This is a genomic window from Pseudomonas sp. NPDC088322 (assembly GCF_044740745.1).
In the GTDB taxonomy this organism is placed as follows: Bacteria; Pseudomonadota; Gammaproteobacteria; order Pseudomonadales; family Pseudomonadaceae; genus Aquipseudomonas; species Aquipseudomonas shirazensis.
On record NZ_JBIURK010000006.1, the window covers coordinates 345436 to 362833 of the forward strand.

Here is a 17398-nt window from a genome sequence, read left to right on the forward strand (position 1 = left end):
ATAATCCGCCTTTGGTCGAAGCAACGAATTCGTAACTTCATGTCACAATTTCGGCCTCTATTTTGAGAGTGACCCATGGACACCCTGCAAAACATGCGTGCGTTCAGCTGCGTGGCCCAGCTGGGCAGCTTCACCGCCGCCGCTGTGCAACTGGATACCACCACCGCCAACGTGTCGCGAGCGGTCTCCAACCTGGAAGCCCATCTGCAAACCCGCCTGCTCAACCGGACCACCCGGCGCATTGCCCTGACCGAAGCGGGCAAGCGCTACCTGATGCGCTGCGAGCAGATCCTTACCTACGTCGAGGAAGCCGAAGCCGAAGCCAGCGACGCCCATGCGCGGCCCGGCGGGCAGTTGAAGGTGCACTCGATGACTGGCGTCGGCCAGCACTTCGTGGTCGATGCCATCGCTCGCTATCGCGAAACCCACCCGGACGTGACCTTTGACCTGACCATGGCCAACCGCGTCCCGGACCTGCTTGACGAGGGTTACGACGTGTCGATCGTGCTCGCCAGCGAGCTGCCCGACTCCGGCTTCGTCTCGCAGCGGCTGGGCATCACCTACAGCATCGTCTGTGCCTCGCCGGAATACGTCGCCCGCCACGGCATGGCGCACAAGCCGGCCGATCTGCTCAAGCACGCCTGCTTGCGCATGGTCAGCCCGGTCATTCCGCTGGAAAAATGGCTGTTCGACGGGCCTGAGGGCCAAGAGCTGGTCAACATCAACAGCTCGCCGTTTCAGGTCAACTCAGCCGATGCGATGAAGACCGCGATCCGCTCGGGTATGGGCGTGGGCGTGCTGCCAATCTACTCGGCCATCGATGGCCTGCGCGATGGCAGCCTGGTGCGGGTGATGCCGGACTACCGCCTGCAGGAGCTGAACCTGTACGCGATCTACCCGTCCCGGCAATATTTGGATGCCAAGATCAAGACCTGGGTCGAGTACCTGCGCAACTCGCTGCCGGAGATCCTCGCCGCCCATGAAGCCGACCTGAAAACCCACGAGCTGCTGGTTGCCCACTGAAAAAGCTGCTGCATTGGGGCCGGGACCAATGGTAGGTTGCTATGCATTGTTCTGGCGCCAGCCTCGACCTACGCGGTCGAGGCCGGCATACCCGTAGCGCCTTGCAGAGAGTTGCCGATGAAAAAGACCGTCCTGGCCTTCAGCCGCATTACCCCGGCCATGGCCGAGCGCCTGCAGCACGACTTCAACGTGATCGTGCCCAACCCCAAATTGGGTGACATCAGCGCCCAGTTCAACGAAGCACTGCCAGAGGCCCACGGCCTGATCGGCGCTGGGCGCAAGCTCGGCCGCGCGCAACTGGAAGGCGCGGCCAAACTGGAAGTGGTATCGAGCGTATCGGTCGGCTACGACAACTACGACGTTGACTACTTCAACGAGCGCGGCATCGCCCTGACCAACACCCCCGACGTGCTCACCGAAAGCACCGCCGACCTCGGCTTCTCGCTGATCATGGGCTGCGCCCGACGCACCGCCGAGCTGGATGCCTGGACCAAGGCCGGCAACTGGAAAGCCACGGTCGGCCCGGAGCGCTTCGGCACTGACGTCCACGGCAAGACCCTCGGTATCATCGGCATGGGCAATATCGGCGCGGCGATTGCCCGGCGTGGCCGCTTCGGTTTCAACATGTCGATCGTGTATGCCGGCAACAGCCGCAAGCAGGCACTGGAACAAGAGCTCGGCGCGCAGTACCGCAGCCTCGAGCAACTGCTGGCCGAAGCCGACTTCGTCTGCGTGGTGGTGCCGTTGTCGGAGGCTACGCGCAAGCTGATCGGCGCCCGCGAGCTGCAACTGATGAAGCCCAGCGCGTTCCTGATCAACATCGCCCGCGGGCCGGTGGTGGATGAGGCGGCGCTGATCGAGGCGCTGCAGGCCGGGACCATTCGTGGCGCGGGCCTGGACGTCTACGAGCATGAGCCGCTGGCTGAGTCGCCGTTGTTCCAGCTGCCCAACGCGCTGACCTTGCCGCACATCGGCTCGGCCACCGCCGAAACCCGCGAGGCGATGGCCAACCGCGCGCTGGACAACCTGCGCGCAGCGCTGCTCGGCGAGCGCCCGCGCGACCTGGTCAATCCGCAGGTGTGGAAGGGCTGATCATTATCGTCGGGGGCTGCTTGGCAGCTCCCGGCGATCTAAAAGGTTACGGCGCCACCGCTACCGCTCCGGGCCGCTTGACCTTGGGCTTGCGAAACACCAGCACGTTGCCTGCCATCACCGCCACCAGGCCCAACAACGCTGGCGTGGTCCATTGGTAGCCTTCGGCAAACGCCGACACGTTCAGCGCTACCAGCGGGAACAGCACCGTGCTGTACGCGGCCCGCTCCGGGCCTATGCGCCCAACCAGGGTCAGGTACGCGGTAAAAGCGATCACCGAACCCGGTATCACCAGGTACAGCAGCGAGCCGATGTAACGGCTGTTCCACTCCATGTCGAACGGAATCCCGCGCAGCACGCAGTACATTCCCAGCATCCCGGCACCGTAGAGCATGCCCCAGGCGTTGGTGGTCAATGGCCGCAGCCCGGCTTTCTGCTGCATGCTCGAGAGCATGTTGCCTGCCGAAAAACACAACGTGCCAAGCAAGGCCAGGCCGATCCCGTACAAGGTTTCGCGGCTGGCGCCGTGGCTACTCAGTTCTGGCGAAAACAGCAGCCCCAGCCCGAGCAGGCCCAGTGCACCGCCGGCCAGCACGTTGCTGGCGATGCGCTGGCCGAAGAATATCCGCGCATTCAGCGCATTCCACAGGGTTGCCGTGGAGAACACCACCGCCAGCAGGCCGCTGGCGATCCATTGACTGGCGGTCAAAAAGCACATGAAGTTGACACAGAACAGGCACAAGCCCTGCGCCAGGCAGATCAGATGCCCGCGCCGGTTCATCGGTTGCAGGCGACGGGTGAGCACCAGGATGACGAACAGCAGCAGCCCGGCCAGGGCAAAGCGGTAGACGATCGATACCGGGATGGCGACCACCCCCAGCTGCAGTTTCAGGGCGATCCAGGTGGTACCCCAGATGAGTACGGTCAGCAGGTACAGCGACAGGTTCATGGCGGGACTCTCTGGCAAGGCATGACGATGCAGGCAGTGTCCGGCTCGGCTGCTCGCGGCGCTTGCACAAACTTGCGCTTTTGCGTCGCCAGCGGCTGCCATCCGCGCGCCAGCGCAGTAGGATGGCAATCAGAGGATTTCACCATGACCCCATTCAGCCAGTTGCAAGTCTTCAACGTCATGCATGCAGCGCCCAACGCACGCCTGGAGCACAGCGTGCAGCTGGCTGACGGCCTGTCGGCGGCGGTGTGGAGCAACCGCGACGACGCCCGCGATTATCAGGCGCCGAGCCACCACACGCTGTCGTGCTACATCAGCGACGGCACCGGCACCTTTCGCCGTCAGCGCCCTTCGGACAAGGGCGCCCCGGACAAGCTGTGCATCATGCCAGCTGGCTCCGAGTCGAACTGGGTAGTCAACGGCTCGATCCGCCTGGCCCACCTGTACATCAGCGAGGAACAGTTCGCCCTCGGCTGCATTCGCCTGCTCGACCGTGAACCGCGGGAAATGCAGCTGCGCGAAGCGACCTTCGTCGATGACCGCGAGCAGGCGCAGCGCTTTCGCCAGCTGATCGGCATGGCCTGGGACGAACCCGGCGAACGCCTGCTGGCGAGCAGCCTGGCGCATGCCATCGTCGACCATGCGGTGCTCAGCCAGGCCGGGCTGCGCCAGGGCTTACGCCTCAAGGGCGGCCTGGCGCCAAGTGTGCGCCGGCAACTGGCCGAGTACATCGAAGCGCACCTGGACCAGCCGCTCAGCCTCGGCGAGCTGGCGCTGCGCTGCAACCTCTCCGAATACCACTTTGCGCGGATGTTTCGTGCAAGCTTCGGCCTGCCGCCGCATCAATACCTGCTGGCCCGCCGCCTGCAGCGTGCTTGCCAGATGTTGCGTTACGGCCAACAGCCCTTGCTGCAGATTGCCCTGCACTGCGGTTTTGCCAGCGCCAGCCATTTCAGCAACCGTTTCCGCCAGGCCTTTGCGGCGACGCCTGGCGAATACCGGGCAGCCTGGCGCGGTTAGAACTCCAGGGTGGTCGACAGGCTGACCTGGCGTGCATCGCCAACAGCAACGAAGTAACTATTCACTGCCGAGCTGTAATAGACCTTGTCGAACAGGTTCTTCACGTTCAGTTGCAGACGCACCTTGTGCTCGTCGAGCTGGGTTTCATAGCTGGCGAAGGCATCGGCCACGGTGTAGGCCGGCAGGTCGAAGTCATTGGCCGCGTTGCCGGCACGCTCGCCGACATAGCGGGCGCCAGCGCCCAGGCGCAGGCGGTCGCCACCGAACAGGCTACCGTAGTCATACACCGCCGACAGCGAGCCACTGTTGCGCGCCACGTTCTGCAAACGCTTGCCCTTGAGCTCTGGATCCTTGGTCACTTCGGCATCGGTGAAGGCATAGCTGCCGATCAGGCTCCAGCGCTCGCTGAGCTGGCCGCTGAGGTCCATCTCAAGCCCACGCGAGCGAACTTCACCGGCGTTGCTGTAGATGATCGTGCCAGTGTCGCTGGTGCCATTGGCGACTAGGACATTGCGCTTGGTGATGTCGAACAGGGCAATGTTGCCAGTGAGCTGCCCAGGCATGTCCAGCTTGGCCCCCAGCTCCCACGACTTGCCCTCCTCCGGAGCGATGCTGCCATCCAGCGTGAGGGTCTGGCCAGCGCCGACGCTGATCGGCGCGATGGTCGAGTTTGGCTTGAACGACTCGCTGTAGCTGGCATACAGCGACAACTGCTCATCGACCTTGTACACCACGCCAGCATTCGGCACCCAGGTCTGGCCATTGCTGTCGGTGTTGGCCTTGAACGGGCGGCCGCGGCCGGCGTACTGGTCGTACTGCTGGAAGCGCGCGCCGGCCACCAGAATCCAGTGCTCATCGAGGTGCAGCGCGTCCTGCACGAACAGCGAGTCGGTGCGCAGCTTGTCGGTCTGGTCGCTGTCGCTGGCGCGCACGTTGCTGCCTTCCACCTCCTGGCCATACACCGGGTTCTGGTAGCTGAAGGTCGAGCGGCTGGTCTGGCGGATCAGGTCGCCGCGAAACACCTTGCGGTCTTCGTGATCAAGGCCGAGCAGCAGGTCATTGCGCAGCCCGGCCAATTCGAGGTTGCCGTTCAGGCTGACGGTGGCGAATTGGTCGCGGCTCATCGCGCCGTGGGTGCCATCGATACTCCGGGTCAAGGTGCCACGGGCCTCGTTGACGCCGGTCACGCGGACCTGGCTGGCATCGTAGGTTTCGCGGTTGAAGCTGTAGCCGGCATGGACCTTCCAGTCGTCGCTGAGCTGGTGGTCCAGCTCGAGCCGGTACAGGTCGCTGCGCCCCTGCATGTCGTTGAACGGCTCATCAAGACGCCGGGTTGCCGGGATATTCAACGGGTGGCCATTGCTGCCGAAGGCGGTACCGCGGTCGAACGGATAGAGAAACTCGCGGTGCTCGTAGGCCAGCACCACTTGCGTATCCTCGCCCAACCAAGCCAGCGACGGCGCGACCATCGACTCGCGGTGCACGCCGTAGTTGCGCCAGTAGTCTTCGTCTTCGTGGTCGACGATCAGCCGGTACGCCAGCGGCGTGTCGCCCAGCGCGCCGGTACTGTCGAAGCCGCCGCCGCTGCCGTTCTTGCCGCTGCCGTAGGTCGAGCCGCGCAGGTTCAAGGCGTTGTACTGCTCCAGTTGCGGGCGCTTGCTGACCACGTTGATCACCCCGCCCGGGTCCTGGATGCCATACAACAGCGAGGCCGGGCCCTTGAGTACTTCGACCCGCTCGGTGCTGGCATTGAGGCTGCGCCCCTGCACCAGCGGCATGCCGTCGCGCATGATCGAGCCGTCGCGGTTGTCGCCAAAACCGCGTTTCATCACCGTGTCCGCAGTGCCGCCGAAATTGTTGCCCTGGGTGATGCCGCTGACGTTGGCCAGGGCATCGTCCAGGTTACGCGGCGCCTGGTCGCGGATGACCTGGGCCGGGACCACGTTGATGGTGTGGGGGATGTCCTGCACCGCGCCCTGGCCGCGCATGATCGAGGCGTTGGCGGGGGGTTGATAGCTGTACAGGTCGCTTTGCGAGTTGACGTTGATCGCCTGCAGGTTGAGCGCACCGGAAGTGTCCACCGGCTCCAGCGTAAGGGTGCGTGCATCGACGCGCCGCCAGCTCAGGCCGGCATTGCCCAGCAGTTGCTGCAAGGCCTGTTCGGCGCTGAGCGAACCGCTCAAGGCCGGGGCCTGCAGATTGGGCAGTTCGACGGTATAGACCAGGCTCTGGCCGGTGGTGCGGCTAAAGGCGTTGAGTGCCGCCGGCAACGGCTGGCTGGGCTGGGCGAAGCTGTACAGCTGTGCTTGCGCCGCAGCACTGACAGGCGGGGCAACGACGGCGCCGGACAGGCTGGCAAGACCCAGCCAGAGGGGAACGCAACGCGAGGTGAACTTCATGGACGCTGACCTGAAAGAGGGGTGATCGCATGCGAATGAATCGCTTTTCACTCACTACACGGATGGCGTCGCCGGTTACCTCACAACAATTCGCAATTATTTTTCAGAGGCGGCTGATGATGTGAGCAAAGTCAGCCGGCCGAGCAACGTCTGTCGCGAGAAACCCACCACCTGGCCCAGTGAATCCAGCGCCAGCAGCGGTTGATTGGCCGGGATGCTGGCACTGACAAGGCGCTGGCCCAGGGTGTCATCGAGCAGCACGATCCGCCCTGGGTAATAGCGACGCAGGTCTTCCAGCACGTCGGCCAACGGCACCTGTTGATAACTTAGCCAGCCCTGACGCCAGGCCAGGCGGCTGTCACTGTCGACGGCTTCGATCTGCCCGGCGCGGCCTGCGGCATAGGTCAGTTGCTGATTGGCCGTCAGCTCGCGGGCCGACTGACCTGCCGTCGGCGTTACTGCAACGCGGCCGCTGCGCACCGTGACTTGGGCGCCCTCGCCTTGCTCGCGTACTTCAAACTGAGTGCCGAGCACGCGCACTTCACCGCCAGCGGCGTCGACCAGAAAGGGTTGACCGGTGTGGGTCACCTTGAAGAAGGCTGCGCCGCGCAAAAGCTGAATCCGCCGCTCACCGTGGTCGAAGTCGACCGCCACCGCGCTGCCCGCATCCAGGGTCATCTGCGAGCCATCGGCCAGGGTGATTTGCTGCAACTCAGCGCCACTGCGGTAGTCGGCCTGGGCATCCTGCAACCAATGCTGCGGCTGCCAGCCGCCGACGCTGCCCAGCGCCAGCAGCAGGCAGGCGGCGGCAGCCAAAGCACCACCACGACGGCCCCAGCGCTTGGGCTGGCGAGCTTGGCGGATAGCGTCCAGGTATGGCTGCAGACTGGCCTGCTGTTCTTCGGCCAGTTTGGCCGCCGGCAGTTGGCTCAGTTGCCAGACATGCTGCACGTGAGCATACGCCTCGCGATTGGCCGGGTCGGCCAGCAACCAGCGTTTGAACGGCGCAGCCTGGGCTTCGCCTGGATTGTGAATGATGCGGTTCAGCCAATGCAGCGCCGCCTGCTCGGGATCCTGGCTGCTTGGCTCGGTGTGGCTGGTCATCGGCCGCCTCCTGGCCTGCGCGGCGCGGCAACGCTTGCCTTGCACGCTTCGAGGGCGCGCATCATATGCTTTTCCACAGCGCTCTGGGACAACTGCATGGCCTTGGCGATTTCGCCGTAGGTGCAGCCGTGGACGCGGCTGAGCAGAAATATCTGCCGGCTGCGCTCGGGCAGGCCGCGCAACGCGGCCTCGATCCGCTGCAGATCATGCTCGGCGGCCAGCGCCTGCTCTGGCGCCGGGCTGTCATCGGCAACCGGCAAGCCTTCGACTACTCGGCCACGGCTGCCCTCACTGCGCAGGTGGTCGATCGCCAGGTTACCGGCGCAGCGCAGCAGGTAGGTATCCAGTGCTTCGACCTTGACCTCGGGCCGGCGCCAGAAGCGCAGGAACAACTCCTGCACCAGGTCCGCCGCCGTCGCCCGGCAGCCCACCCGGCGGCTGACCAGTGCTTCCATGCGCCCGCGCTGGGCGAGAAACACCTGGACGAAGCGCGCCCGGCCACTGGCGGCGTCGGCGTCTGCCGGGTTGCTGGGCGTTGGCTCGTTCAAGCGCTCACACACCCAGCGCAGCCAGCACCGGCCCGAGCAGCACGCTGACCAGGGCCAGGCCAAGCAACAGCCGTGGCTGATAAGGCAGGCCGAACACCCACAGGGTCAGCCCGGCCATCACCAGCGCAAACCACTCAACCAGGCCGAAGGCCAGGCCGCGAACGTTGACAGCAAGGATCAGCGACAGCACCAGCAGCGCCCAGCCAGCCCAACGCAGGGCAGGTAATTGCCTAGGCTTGGGTTTGCGCTTGAGCAGCTCACCGAAGTGCTTTTCCATCGCCAGACACAGGGCCACCAGCCCGGCGAAGGTGATCAGAGCAACGCTCAGCATCAGTTCACCTCGGCCGTGGTCGAGGCGGCTTTGGCAGCACGCGGTGCGCGCTTGGCCTGCACGTTGGGCGTGCGCAGCATCTTGCCAGCGGCCCAGGCGAGGAACAGCCCGGTGCCCAGCGCGGTGAGGTCAAAGCCGGCCATGGCCCAGTCGCCACGGGCGATCGACTGATCAAGGCCGTGGCCGGTGACCACCGCGTTGAGCAGCGGCAGCCCGGCAAACGCCAGTGCCCCCAGCGCCAATTGCTCGCCCCAGGCCTTGCGCCCCGGCCGCAGCAGCGCGTGCAGCGGCGACAGGGCCCAGGCCAGGAAGAACACGTTGATCTCCCAATCAGCCCGCCCCGGCATGCCGATTGGCAGCAACCGATTGGCCCAGAAGAACCCTGCCACGCCGAGCAACAGCCCGCTCATGCTGGAGATATTGAGCACTTCGACCAGGCGCAACTCGAACGGCAAGCGGCCACTCTTGGCGTGCTTGAGCTGGCGCTTGCCCAGCCACATCACCAGGCCGGTGCCGATCACCGCAGTACCGGCCACGCCAAACACAAAGTACAACCAGCGCAGCCACGGCCCGGCAAAGTTGCCCATGTGCAGGCCGGCGATAGTGAACGAGGTCATCATCGCCGCGCTTTCCGGCTCGCCCTGGCTGAGCTGCGCGCCGCTGACGCCATCGAAGGTCCAGTTGGCGCTGCGCTGATAGGCGACGTGATCGGCGGCGGCCTGGGTCACGGTCACCCGGGCATTGCTGTCGCCGGGGTTGGCAACCTGCAGGTAGCCGATGCGGGCGCCGGGCACGATGGTCTGCACCTTGGCATACAGCGCCGGCAGATCGGTCAGCGGCGCTGCCACGCCGGCGGCCTTGGGCGCTTCGTCACGGCCGAACAGCTCGCTGAAGTAAGTGTCGGATTCGCCCTTGTACGCCGCCATGATGCTCGCCGGCATGACCATGTACATGAACAGCAGCAGGCTGCTGTAGCTGATCATCAGGTGAAACGGCAGTACCAGCACGCCGATCGCGTTGTGGCCGTCCAGCCACGAGCGCTGGCCCTTGCCTGGGCGGAAAGTGAAGAACTCCTTGAAGATCTTCTTGTGGGTGATGATCCCGGTGACCAGCCCCAGCAGCATGATCAGCGCGCAGAAAGTCGCCAGCCAGCGGCCCCACGGGTGCGGCATCTGCAACTGGAAGTGGAAGCGGTAGAAGAAGTCGCCACCGCGGCTGTCGCGCACCTCTACCCGCTCACCGCTGCGCGCGTCCAGCTCATGGCTGATGAAACCGCGCCGCCCGGTGGCGTTGGGGTCGCGCCAGCTGACGCTGAGGGCAGGTTCGCGGTCGCTAGGCAGGCGGATGAACCAGCTGCCGGCAGTGGCGGCGTTGCTCTGCAGATACCGCTGGGCGAGGCCAAGGCTGGCAGCCGGGTCGAGCTGATGGCGCTGTACCTCGGGCTGGCTCCAGTGGGTGATCTCGTCCTTGAAGTACGACAGCGTGCCGGTCAGGAAAATCGCGAACAGCAGCCAGCCAAACAGCAGCCCAGTCCAGGTGTGCAGCCAGGCCATGGCCTGGCGAAAGCCTTCTTTCATGGGTTCTTCATCCAGTAAGCCAGCCCATTGATCAGCGCCAGCGCAAGGCTTGGCAACAGTACACCAAGCCAGGCGCGGGCGGCCGTGCGGCAGGCGAAGCACCAGATGAACGCCAGCAGGTAAAACACGAACGACAGCATCATCCCGGTCAAGGTCGCGTCGACCGGGGTCATGGGCACCAGCAAGGTGATACAGACGCTTGCCATCGACGCCAGCAGGTAGCCGCCGAGCAAGGCCGCCAGGCAGCGCGAGGCTACAGCCAGTCGATAGCTCAGGAGAATCCCGCCAGCTTTGCGCTTCATGACAAGGTCCGCTAATTGAAGCCATCAATAATAATGATTTCAATTCTCATAAGCAAAGCTCAGCTACGGCTGCTATCGGTTTTTTGAGGATTGCCGACATGCTGCAGGGAAATTACAATGCGAACCATTCTTACTAGCACTCGCGCCGATCAGCGCCGGAGTCGTTACGGTGTCCAGCGCCCTTTCTGCAACCGTCGAAGGCCTCTATCACGAGCATCACAGCTGGCTCACCGGCTGGTTGCGGCGTCGTTTGGGCTGCCCGCACAGCGCTGCCGATCTGGCCCAGGACACTTACCTGCGCCTGCTCCAGGCCCGCGAGGCGCCGCAACTGCTCGAGCCGCGGGCGTTTCTCGCCACCGTGGCCAAGCGGGTGCTGTGCAATCACTTCCGCCGCCAAGAGCTGGAACGCGCCTACCGCGAAGCTTTGGCGCAGGTGCCTGAGCAGTTCGCCCCGTGCGAAGAGCAGAAGGCGATCATCTTCGAGACCCTGCTGGAGCTGGACCGCTTGCTCGACGGCTTGCCGCCGCTGGTCAAGCGCGCCTTCCTGTTGGCCCAGGTCGATGGCCTCGGGCAAAGCGAAATCGCCCGTGAACTGGGTATCTCGCTGGCCACGGTGAAGCGTTATCTGAGCAAGGCCGCCCTGCGCTGCTACTTCGCCCTGTGAACAGCAGCTTTGGCGCCGAGGTCGCCGAGCAGGCGGTGCACTGGCTGATCGAATCCCAGGGCGATGATTTCGACGTGCGCCAGCAGCATGCGCTGCAGCGCTGGCTGGAGGCTGACGGCGAGCACCAGCGCGCCTGGGCGCATATCCAACAGGTCAACCAGCGCTTGCGTGGGGTCGCCTCGCCCGTTGTGCATGCGACTTTGCAGGCGCCGCCATCGCCTACCCGGCGGCGTGCGCTCAAGGCTTTGTTGCTGCTTGGTGTAGCCAGCGCAAGCGGGCTCGCTGTGCAGCAACACAGTCCCATGCCGGGGCTGCTGGCCGACTACCGCAGCCCGGTCGGCCAGCGCCGGCGGCTGAGCCTCGAGGACGGCAGCCAGCTGCAGCTCAACACCGGCAGCGCCGCCGATGTGCGTTTCGACAGCCAGCAGCGGCTGTTGCGGCTGGTCGAGGGCGAGCTGCAGGTTGAGGTGGTCAACGATAGCCGGCCAATGCTGCTGCGCAGCGCCGAAGGCGTGCTGCGGCTTGAGCCGGGGCGCTTCAACCTGCGTCAGTTCAGCGGCTTCAGCCAACTGGCGGTGTACAGCGGCCGCGCCAGCCTAGGCGGTCAATCATTGCTGGCGGGCCAGCAGGCAGATTTTGCCAACGCTGGCTGGCAGGGTATTGCGCCGTTGCAGGCAGATCGCGGTGCCTGGGTCGACGGCATGCTGGTGGCCGCGCAAATGCGCCTGGCGGACTTTCTCGACGAGCTCAGCCGCTACCGCCACGGCCGCTTGAGCTGCAGCGAGCAAGTCGCCAACCTGCGTATTTCCGGCTCTTATCCACTGGATGACAGCGAGCGGATCCTGCAGATGCTCGAAGTGGCACTGCCGGTCAGCGTGCGTCGTTTCACCCGCTATTGGGTCACGGTCGAGCGCCGCGTTGGCTAGTCAGCAAGTATTTTTCAAATAACCTGAGCCATTTCTGCAAGCTCGCGTGACAGACAAGGCAGACCCCCTCTCAAGGACCCGCTCATGCTGTTGCGTCCCAGCTCCCTCGCCCTGTTGCTTGCCTCCACCTTCAGCCTCGCCGCGCCTGCCGTGCTGGCCGCCGAGTACCACATCGCCGCCGGCTCGCTGGAGCAGGCCTTGAACCAGTTTGGCCGCGAGAGCGGTGCGCTGATTTCGTACGGTTCGCAACTCACCCAAGGCTTGCAGAGCCCGGGCCTGCAAGGCGAGTACGCGCTCGATCAGGGCCTGGAGGCACTGCTGCGCGGCAGCGGCCTGCAAGCTCGCCAGGAAGGTGCCAATGCCTTCAGCCTGCAGCCTGTCGCGGCACCTGCGGCCAGCGCGCCGATCGAGCTGGGCGCGTCCACCGTGGTCGGTGACTGGCTGGCCGAAGCGCAAGCCGACAATGTCTTCGACCACCCCGGCGCACGTGACGTGATCCGCCGCAAGCAGTTCGAACGCAGCGGCGCCAGCAGCCCGCGTGAAGTGCTCAACCGCATCCCAGGGGTGAATGCGCCGGACACCAGCGGCACCGGCGGCCACGACCTGGCGCTGAACTTCGGCATCCGCGGCCTCAACCCGCGCCTGGCCTCGCGCTCGACGGTGCTGATGGACGGCATCCCGGTGCCGTTCGCGCCGTATGGCCAGCCGCAGTTGTCGCTGGCCCCGCTGAGCCTGGGCAACATGGACGCGGTAGACGTGGTGCGCGGCGGCGGTGCGGTGCGCTATGGGCCGCAGAACGTCGGCGGCATCGTCAACTTCGTGACCCGGGCGATCCCCGAACAGGCCACGTTCAAGGCGGCCATGCAGAACCAAGTGACGCCGTCGTCCAGCCACGATGGCATCAAGAACAGCGCCAACCTGCTGGTCGGCGGCACCAACGCCCATGGCCTGGGCGGCGCCCTGCTGTATTCCGGCAGCCGCGGCGGCGACTGGCGTGAGCACAGCGATACGCAGATCGACGATTTGATGCTCAAGGGCAAGCTGCAGCTCGATGAGGCCAACAGCCTGCACGCCATGGCGCAATACTATGAAGGCGAAGCCGAAATGCCCGGCGGCTTGAGCCAGGCAGCCTACGACGCCGATCCATATCAGTCGACCCGACTCAAGGACAAGTTCTGGGGCCGGCGCACGCTGGTCAACGTCGGTTACGACTACAAGCAGGATGATCGCCAGGTCAGCATCAACAGCTTCTTCACCAAGACCCTGCGCAGCGGCTATCTGGACCAGGGCAACTTCGTCTCGCTGTCGCCACGCGAATACTGGGTACGCGGCATCGAAACGCGCTTCTCGCAAGGCCTCGCCCTAGGTGACAGCTGGCATGAAGTCGGCGTCGGCTACCGTTACATCAACGAAGCCGGCCACGAGTTGCGCTACCAGGCACCGGTCAATGGCGACCTGCCGACCAGCAGCAGCTTTCTCGGTCGCGACACCCGCGGCAGCACCGAAGCGCATGCGATTTACCTGGACGACCGTATCGATATCGGCCGCTGGACCATCACCCCGGGCGTGCGCTACGAGATGATCGACTCCGAGCAGAGCAACAAGATCAGCGGCCAGCGTTACCAGGGCAGTTACAACACCGCCCTGCCCGCCCTGAACGTGCTTTACCACCTGACCGACCGCTGGAATCTGTACGCCAACACTGAAGGCTCGTTCGGCAGCGTGCAGTACAGCCAGATGCCCAATCGCGTCAGCAGCGGCGAAGTAAAACCGGAAAAAGCCCGCACCTGGGAGGTCGGCACGCGCTACGACAATGGCGACCTGCAGGCGGAGATCGGCGCATTCTTGATCAATTTCGACAACCAATATGAAAGCAACCAGAGCAACGACGCGGTCATCGCACGCGGCGAAACGCGCCACCAGGGCATCGAGACCAACCTGCGTTACGCGCTCGATGGTTTGAGCCCGGTATTAAGCGGCTTCGATGTGCACCTTGGCTACGCGTTCGTCGATGCGACCATCCGTGAAGACGGCGCCAACAAGGGTAATCAGGTGCCGTTCTCGTCTCGCCACAAGGGCACCCTCGGCCTGGGTTATACCGATGGGCCGTGGCAGCTGAACCTGGACAGCAGCTTCCAGAGCAGCCAGTTCGCCGACAACGCCAACACTCGCGAGGAAAGCGCCAATGGCGCCAATGGGCGCATCCCCGGCTACATGCTGGTAAGCACCCGCGCGGGCTACGACTTTGGCCCGCAGCTATCTAACCTGAAGCTCGCCGTTGGGGTGAAGAACCTGTTCAACCGCGAGTACTACACGCGCTCGTTTGACGATAACAATCGCGGCAAATATGTCGGTGAGCCACGCACGTTGTACGTTCAGACCTCGGTCGAATTCTGACGGGGTGAGGGGCGCATCGGCGCCCCAAGCCGAATCATGCTGCGCTCAGCTGCGTCCATCCAGCGCTGATTTAATTCAAAAAATTTATATTTTAAAAGGGCTTGAAATCGCCGCGCGGATGCCTGACCTTACAGTCAAGAGGCGATAAATTTCCACAGGCCTCAATGGCCTGGGCGACTCTTGCGAGCAAGCTGAATAAGGATTGAAGTCATGCAAATCCAAGTCAACAGCAGCAACCAGATCGACGGCAGCATCCGGCTTGAAGAGTGGGTACGTAGTACTCTTGAGAGCAGTCTTGAACGTTACGAGGACGATCTCACCCGCATCGAGGTGCACCTGCGCGACGACAACGGCGCCAAGCCCGGACCGCATGACAAACGTTGCCAGATGGAGGCTCGCCCCAAAGGCCATCAACCGATTTCCGTAAGCCACACGGCCACTTCGCTGGAGCAGGCTGTCGAGGGTGCCACGACCAAGCTCGACCACGCACTGGATCACCTGTTCGGCAAACTGCGCAGCAAGCGTGTAGTGCTGGAAGTGAACGAAGAAATCGAGGAGTGATGACAGCGCTGTTCGGTTAGTTGCACAAGGGCCGCTCCGCGGTCCTTTCTGATTCAACCAACTCACCACAAAGCCACGCCGATCAGCGGCTGTGAACCATCTGCGCGAATACCCGGTCAACTTTTTCATCCAGTTAACCTGCAGATCCGCGACCATGCACAATCCATTCGATCAGATCAGCAATGCCTTCGCCCCGCGTTATCGGGTCAACCTGAGCATCACCCGCCTCGACGGCAGCATCATGCTGACCCTGTCCGACGACAGCGGCGCCGTCGCCAAGCGTTTGATCAGCCAGGCCCAACGCAACGATCCGGTACGCTTGCAGCGGGTCATCGACAGCATCCGTCTGGGCCTGGCCATCGAACAAGGCGAAAACCCGCTACAGGTACTCGCCGCCCTCACCCGCGACCCTGGCCAGCAACGTCACGCCGCCAGCCAGCTCGCCAACTGAGCGCTAGCGGCCTTCGTCGACTTCCTTGCCGTGAGCGTCCAGCGCCCGGCTTGAGGGATAGCGGTACGATGCATAGCGCACCACCAGAATCGCGAAGGCCAACAGCAAGATGCCGCCGCACAAGTACAGCAGGCCGACGTCCGGCGCCTTGTGATGGGACACATCGCCGATCAGCAGGCGCGTCAGGGCCGTGATTGCCACGTACAGCAGGAAGCGGATCGGCATGTGGTTGGTCTTGAAATAGATCCCGACCATCGCCCCCAACTCCAGGTAGATGAACAGCAGCAGAATGTCATCGACGCTGACCCCGCCCTTGCTGAGCATGTCCAGAAACGCCTCGACCGCCGCCCACGCGGTAATCCCGCCGATACCGAACAACGCCAGGTAGTGAAACCCCTCGACGCACAGGTTGCCCAGCGAGTCGGCAGAGCCGTGCAGGCCCTTGCGCATTTTTTCTGCCCATTTGATGTTCACGATGCTCGATTCCCCGATACGACTGAAGGATGGTGCGCCACCTGTGTGACGCTTGTGCCATGCAGTTAAAAGGCCAGACACGAGGGTTGGAAGGCGACCGATTGCCGCAAGGCACCTATGAGCTACGCTTTCGTGCAGATAAATGGCCACTATCGGGTTGCGCTGGGGTGGCCTATGCGAGTACTGTACACCCATACAGTAAATTATTTGCATAACCCGCTATAAAGGCACAGAGGTGATGAATGGCCGTCGAAGTGGTATACCGCAGCAGTCGCGACCCGGAGCAGTTGTTCATGGATAAAGCCGAAGCGGATCGTCACGACAAGATGCTCGAGCTGGCCGAGCGCCTGGCTGATGTGCTGCAAAAAGCGGTGCCGTCGCTGACCGAACAACAAGTCGAGGAAGCCGGCATTTACATGGCGAAGAATCGCGATGTGTTCGCCCGAGCGTTCAAGAGCCAGCCCGATGCCTTGGCCGAATTGCTTGAGGGCAACGCGGCAGAATAACTGCCGTCAGCCATACAGCAAACGCTCCGCCAGCATCTGCGCCACCCGCGCTGGCGAGCGTTTTTCCGCCTGGGCATGGCCGAACACTTCGGTCAGGCGTGACGGAATTCGGGCCAGATGCGCGGTAATGGTGCCGAGGCTCTCGCCACGGTGGGTCAGTGCCACGTAAATCAAGCCACCGGCATTGATGACATAATCCGGCGCATAGAGTATCCCGCGCTTTTCCAGATGATCAGCCACCTGCAGGGTCGTCAGCTGGTTGTTGGCAGACCCCGCCACGGCAGCGCAGCGTAATTGCGTGACACTTTGGCCACTGAGTACCTGACCCACGCCACAAGGTGCGAAGATGTCGCACGGGGTGCTGACCAGCGCATCATTGGTCACTGGTTGGGCATTGAATTGCTCCACCGCCAAACGTACCTTGCCCGCGTCAAGATCGCTGACCAACAGTTCCGCGCCCGCCGCGTGCAGTTGCTCGGCCAACGCGAAGCCAACGTTGCCCAAGCCCTGCACAGCAATCCGCAAGCCTTCCAGATTATCGGTGCCCAGCCGTGCCATTGCTGTGGCGCGGATGCCAGCGAACACCCCGATGGCTGCATGTGCCGAGGGGTCTCCCGAAGCGGTGGTACTGGTAACGTGAGCAGTGCTCTGGGCAATGCAGTCCATGTCCAGGGTTGAGGTGCCACTGTCGACGGCAGTGATGAAGCGCCCATTCAAGCTGTCGAGCGCGCGGCCAAACGCCTCGAACAGTGCTGCGCGGTTTTCCACATGGGCGCCGCGCATGATCACGGCATTGCCACCGCCCTGTGCCAGGCCTGCCAGTGCAGCCTTGTAGCTCATGCCCTGAGCCAGGCGGATGGCGTCGGTGACGGCGCTTTCGTCGTCGGCATAGGCCAGGTAGCGACAGCCGCCCATGGCAGGGCCCAACTGCTCGTTGTGGATCGCCACCACGGCTCTGAGGCCGCTGGGTGGATCGACGAACAGGTGCAGTGACTGCGTGCGGGTGCTTTGCATGAGCGCGAACATCGACCGCCTCCAGCGAGGTGCTCCTGACAGTATAGGCAGCGCGATGCA

18 protein-coding genes are annotated in these 17398 nt (G+C 63.8%); 9 read left to right on the plus strand and 9 right to left on the minus strand.

Annotated features, from left to right (window positions below):
* The first annotated feature begins 75 nt into the window (after positions 1–75).
* Both ACIOAU_RS18095 and ACIOAU_RS18100 read left to right on the plus strand, forming a co-directional pair.
* Positions 76–1023 carry a LysR family transcriptional regulator gene (locus ACIOAU_RS18095; protein WP_101322063.1) on the plus strand — a complete coding sequence of 316 codons (948 nt, stop codon included), beginning with the start codon at positions 76–78 and terminating at the stop codon, positions 1021–1023.
* Positions 1024–1140: 117 nt separating this feature from the next.
* Complete coding sequence (locus ACIOAU_RS18100) at positions 1141–2115, plus strand: 2-hydroxyacid dehydrogenase (RefSeq protein WP_401183699.1); 975 nt, start codon at positions 1141–1143, stop codon at positions 2113–2115.
* Between the two features lie 46 nt (positions 2116–2161).
* Here the strand turns inward: ACIOAU_RS18100 and ACIOAU_RS18105 are convergent, their stop codons facing one another.
* Positions 2162–3064 (minus strand): DMT family transporter, encoded by a 903-nt coding sequence (locus ACIOAU_RS18105; RefSeq protein ID WP_150570671.1) that lies wholly within the window; start codon positions 3062–3064, stop codon positions 2162–2164.
* Between the two features lie 144 nt (positions 3065–3208).
* Here ACIOAU_RS18105 and ACIOAU_RS18110 point away from each other — a divergent pair, with 144 nt between their 5' ends.
* Positions 3209–4084: a helix-turn-helix domain-containing protein gene (locus ACIOAU_RS18110; protein ID WP_101322066.1), complete on the plus strand. Its 876-nt coding sequence runs from the start codon at positions 3209–3211 to the stop codon at positions 4082–4084.
* Here ACIOAU_RS18110 and ACIOAU_RS18115 read toward each other — a convergent pair.
* The 6 genes from ACIOAU_RS18115 to ACIOAU_RS18140 all read right to left on the minus strand — a co-directional run bounded on the left by ACIOAU_RS18115 (position 4081) and on the right by ACIOAU_RS18140 (position 10345).
* Entirely contained in the window at positions 4081–6483 is a 2403-nt protein-coding gene (locus tag ACIOAU_RS18115) for a TonB-dependent siderophore receptor (RefSeq protein WP_401183702.1), read from the minus strand. The genes ACIOAU_RS18110 and ACIOAU_RS18115 overlap by 4 nt on opposite strands.
* Before the next feature lie 96 nt (positions 6484–6579).
* Positions 6580–7587, minus strand: a complete 1008-nt coding sequence (locus ACIOAU_RS18120; RefSeq protein ID WP_401183704.1) for a FecR family protein — start codon at positions 7585–7587, stop codon at positions 6580–6582.
* Entirely contained in the window at positions 7584–8135 is a 552-nt protein-coding gene (locus tag ACIOAU_RS18125; protein ID WP_181089705.1) for an RNA polymerase sigma factor, read from the minus strand. Before ACIOAU_RS18125 ends, ACIOAU_RS18120 begins: the two co-directional genes overlap by 4 nt.
* Positions 8136–8139: 4 nt before the next feature.
* On the minus strand, positions 8140–8466 hold the full coding sequence (locus ACIOAU_RS18130) for a DUF3325 domain-containing protein (protein ID WP_401183707.1): 327 nt from the start codon (positions 8464–8466) through the stop codon (positions 8140–8142).
* The gene (locus tag ACIOAU_RS18135; protein ID WP_259075895.1) at positions 8466–10043 is read right to left on the minus strand and encodes a PepSY domain-containing protein; all 1578 of its coding nucleotides are present in this window, start codon (positions 10041–10043) and stop codon (positions 8466–8468) included. Before ACIOAU_RS18135 ends, ACIOAU_RS18130 begins: the two co-directional genes overlap by 1 nt.
* On the minus strand, positions 10040–10345 hold the full coding sequence (locus ACIOAU_RS18140) for a DUF3649 domain-containing protein (protein WP_101322071.1): 306 nt from the start codon (positions 10343–10345) through the stop codon (positions 10040–10042). The genes ACIOAU_RS18135 and ACIOAU_RS18140 overlap by 4 nt, the downstream gene beginning before the upstream one ends.
* Before the next feature lie 169 nt (positions 10346–10514).
* Here ACIOAU_RS18140 and ACIOAU_RS18145 point away from each other — a divergent pair, with 169 nt between their 5' ends.
* The 5 genes from ACIOAU_RS18145 to ACIOAU_RS18165 all read left to right on the plus strand — a co-directional run bounded on the left by ACIOAU_RS18145 (position 10515) and on the right by ACIOAU_RS18165 (position 15344).
* Positions 10515–11009: a sigma-70 family RNA polymerase sigma factor gene (locus ACIOAU_RS18145; RefSeq protein ID WP_101322072.1), complete on the plus strand. Its 495-nt coding sequence runs from the start codon at positions 10515–10517 to the stop codon at positions 11007–11009.
* On the plus strand, positions 11006–11935 hold the full coding sequence (locus tag ACIOAU_RS18150) for a FecR domain-containing protein (protein ID WP_401183712.1): 930 nt from the start codon (positions 11006–11008) through the stop codon (positions 11933–11935). The genes ACIOAU_RS18145 and ACIOAU_RS18150 overlap by 4 nt, the downstream gene beginning before the upstream one ends.
* Before the next feature lie 84 nt (positions 11936–12019).
* The gene (fecA, locus tag ACIOAU_RS18155) at positions 12020–14332 is read left to right on the plus strand and encodes a TonB-dependent Fe(3+) dicitrate receptor FecA (RefSeq protein ID WP_401183714.1); all 2313 of its coding nucleotides are present in this window, start codon (positions 12020–12022) and stop codon (positions 14330–14332) included.
* 210 nt (positions 14333–14542) lie between these two features.
* Entirely contained in the window at positions 14543–14893 is a 351-nt protein-coding gene (locus ACIOAU_RS18160; RefSeq protein WP_101322075.1) for an HPF/RaiA family ribosome-associated protein, read from the plus strand.
* A 154-nt stretch (positions 14894–15047) separates the two neighbouring features.
* Positions 15048–15344, plus strand: a complete 297-nt coding sequence (locus ACIOAU_RS18165) for a DUF3509 domain-containing protein (protein WP_101322076.1) — start codon at positions 15048–15050, stop codon at positions 15342–15344.
* A gap of 3 nt (positions 15345–15347) precedes the next feature.
* Here the strand turns inward: ACIOAU_RS18165 and ACIOAU_RS18170 are convergent, their stop codons facing one another.
* The gene (locus tag ACIOAU_RS18170; RefSeq protein WP_101322077.1) at positions 15348–15818 is read right to left on the minus strand and encodes a phosphate-starvation-inducible protein PsiE; all 471 of its coding nucleotides are present in this window, start codon (positions 15816–15818) and stop codon (positions 15348–15350) included.
* A 242-nt stretch (positions 15819–16060) separates the two neighbouring features.
* Between ACIOAU_RS18170 and ACIOAU_RS18175 the strand changes: the two genes are divergently transcribed.
* The gene (locus ACIOAU_RS18175; protein ID WP_101322078.1) at positions 16061–16324 is read left to right on the plus strand and encodes a YebG family protein; all 264 of its coding nucleotides are present in this window, start codon (positions 16061–16063) and stop codon (positions 16322–16324) included.
* A 6-nt stretch (positions 16325–16330) separates the two neighbouring features.
* Here ACIOAU_RS18175 and ACIOAU_RS18180 read toward each other — a convergent pair whose 3' ends face one another.
* Positions 16331–17350, minus strand: a complete 1020-nt coding sequence (locus ACIOAU_RS18180; protein ID WP_101322079.1) for a Glu/Leu/Phe/Val dehydrogenase dimerization domain-containing protein — start codon at positions 17348–17350, stop codon at positions 16331–16333.
* Positions 17351–17398 lie beyond the last annotated feature (48 nt).